This is a genomic window from Roseovarius sp. D22-M7 (assembly GCF_037083785.1).
Classification (GTDB): Bacteria; Pseudomonadota; Alphaproteobacteria; order Rhodobacterales; family Rhodobacteraceae; genus Roseovarius.
This window is the reverse complement of record NZ_JBAPKY010000139.1, coordinates 1-2,355: the sequence shown is the minus strand read 5'-3', so window position 1 is coordinate 2,355 and position 2,355 is coordinate 1. Positions and strand designations below refer to the sequence as shown.

The window sequence follows — 2,355 nt, the reverse complement described above, 5'->3', positions numbered from 1 at the left end:
GCGCCTCGGTGAACCGGCTTTTCCTCATGTCGTCTGCTCCTTCAGGTTGGGCAGACTCTACATCAGAGCGAGGGAACTTCCGGGGGGCAGGTCACGTGCAGAACATAACAACCGGGTGGGTCAAGTCTCGGTGACAATGCCGGGTCAGATCTCAATGACAATCAACACGCGGCATCGTAGTCCCTGAGGCTCCTGTCCTTCTCCTTACGAGGCTCCAGCCGAGACAGCTCGAGGGTCCCAGCGGTGTTGCGCCCCGTGCGCCAGCTCCTCCGCGTCCAGTAGGTCCTTGAGGCCTTTGAGGGGTCCTCCGTCGTCAGCGCCAGGTCTGCTGCCCCGAGGTGCGTCTCCTCGTCGGTCGCGACGTGGTTCAGGGTGTGCTGCTCGTACACGTACGAGAGGTGGATGCGGTCGGTGTGCTGATGACGCCACGGCTTGGCGGTGATCGAGTGGGACTCTCCATCGGTCGAACTCAGCCCCGCTGCGATCTTCAGCGTGAACAGTGAGTTGGTGATCTCGACGGCCATCGCGTCCCGTTGCTCCGGTGTGTCATGCAGGTCCTGCTCCGTGACCCTCCCGGTGCTGAGGGCCGTCTCGACGAGCTTCTTCACGGTCGGCCAGTTGGAGTTCGTTGTGCCGACCCAGACGCCGTTAAGGTCAAGGAACCAGCGGTTGAGGCCTGGGATCACTCGCCAGAGCATGCGCCAAGGGGGCGTAGTAGACAGTCGGCCCGAAAAAGCCGGAGAAGACACACAGCAGGATAAGCGGCAGAACACGTATGACCACGGTGTCTGGGACAGAGAGGCCGAACCACTTCCCCACATCGTCGACGTACACCGCGATCGCTATTGCCGCGCCAAGCAATCCAGACAGCGACTTCCACGGCAACAGGGGATACACGCTTCGTTCTCCGCTTCGATTCTTGGTTAAGAGGCCTTGAACGCGTTGTGTTGTAACCCCGCTTGTAAATAATAACCCGTAGCGAGGGCGCAAGATGTATGACTATTCAAAACAAATCCGCAAGTTCCACGAGGACCACGTCCGTCTCACGTCGGGCGAACAATCCGACATGCGGTCGCGGCGCGAGCGGAACCTGAAGCGCATCCAGGATGGCCTAGATGAGCTCGAAAAGCCGAAGGTCGCGGAGACGATCAACCAAGGCGGCTACGCTCAACGCACCATGACGCAGCCGCCCGAGAACGACGCCGACAGCCGCTACGATATCGATCTAGGCATCGTCTTCGAGCAGGACGACGCGAAGACGCCTCGGACGACCCGTGACTGGGTCAGGCAGGCGATCGCGCGTAAGGGCAGCGGGTTCAAGAACGAACCGGCCACCAAGAAGAAGTGTGTCCGCGTGGTCTACTCAAAAGGGTACCAGTGTGACTTCCCTGTCTTCCGTCGTCGCTGGACCGAGGCAGGCTATCGCTACGCACTCTCTTCGGGCGACGAGTGGGTGGCCTCTGATCCCGCCGCGATGAACGAGTGGATCAAGAACAAGGTCGGGCTCAGCCCCGTGACCGACGGAAGCTGCAAGCTCCGGCGGATCATCCACTACGGCAAGTTCTACTCCACGACGCACGGGCACCGTCAGCGTTCCAGCTTTCCCGGCGGGCTCGTCGCGACGGCGATCTTCATCGAGTGCTACGTCGAGGTCGATGGTCGCGACGACAAGTCGATCCGCGAGACCCTGCGAAACATCTCCCTCCGGTCGAAGTACGCACCGGTATACGCCAACGGCGACCAGGTGTCCGACGCCAAGGACGAGGACCGCATTGGTCGGTTGATCGATCAAGCCAAGGCTTCTGTGGAGGAGCTCGACAAGCTGGACGGCGACGTCGGCGAGAAGGAGGCCCGAAAAGCCTGGCGGAAGGTCTTCGCCCACAGCTTCTTCGATGAACCCAAGGAAGATGCGTCTTCCGCTGCCAAGGGCGCTCTCGAAACGAAGTCCGCGTTCTCCAGCGGCCTAGCCGCCCCAGCCCTCGCTTCGGGGATAGCAGCGGCGCTGTCCGACGAAGCCCGTGCGGACCGTCTCAGGGGTGCCGCGGAGGCACGCAAATCCGAAGGGACAACATCGAAGCCATGGGCGAAGTAGCCACTCTGACGAACCAAATAGACGAACTGTTCCGAGAGGTGCAACGGGTCGCAGCCGCCTGCCAGCCCGAGCTCACCATCAGTAGGGAAGACGACGTTGTCCTCGTCGAGGGCAAGTTCGTCGTGTGGCACGACCAGGGACCGCTCGAAAGCTATTCGGTCTTCATCGGCTTTTTCAGATGGGATGGTTGCCGCCCTCCCCAGACGGCATCGCAATGTGCCAAGATAGTGGTCTGATAGCCACGAAGCGGAGAGGACGACGAG

3 protein-coding genes are annotated in these 2,355 nt (G+C 61.3%); 2 read left to right on the top strand and 1 reads right to left on the bottom strand.

Features of this window, described 5'->3' with window-relative positions; all coding sequences use genetic code 11:
- Nucleotides 1-161: 161 nt before the first annotated feature.
- The gene (locus tag V8324_RS21585) at nt 162-686 is read right to left on the bottom strand and encodes a hypothetical protein (protein ID WP_442970599.1); all 525 of its coding nucleotides are present in this window, start codon (nt 684-686) and stop codon (nt 162-164) included.
- Nucleotides 687-991: 305 nt separating this feature from the next.
- On the opposite strand from V8324_RS21585, the gene V8324_RS21580 reads away from it, so the two are divergent.
- Together V8324_RS21580 and V8324_RS21575 are read left to right on the top strand one after the other, a co-directional pair.
- Nucleotides 992-2,092, top strand: coding sequence for a cyclic GMP-AMP synthase DncV-like nucleotidyltransferase (locus V8324_RS21580; RefSeq protein WP_336421948.1), 1,101 nt, complete (start codon nt 992-994; stop codon nt 2,090-2,092).
- The gene (locus tag V8324_RS21575) at nt 2,080-2,328 is read left to right on the top strand and encodes a hypothetical protein (protein ID WP_336421947.1); all 249 of its coding nucleotides are present in this window, start codon (nt 2,080-2,082) and stop codon (nt 2,326-2,328) included. The genes V8324_RS21580 and V8324_RS21575 overlap by 13 nt, the downstream gene beginning before the upstream one ends.
- Nucleotides 2,329-2,355 lie beyond the last annotated feature (27 nt).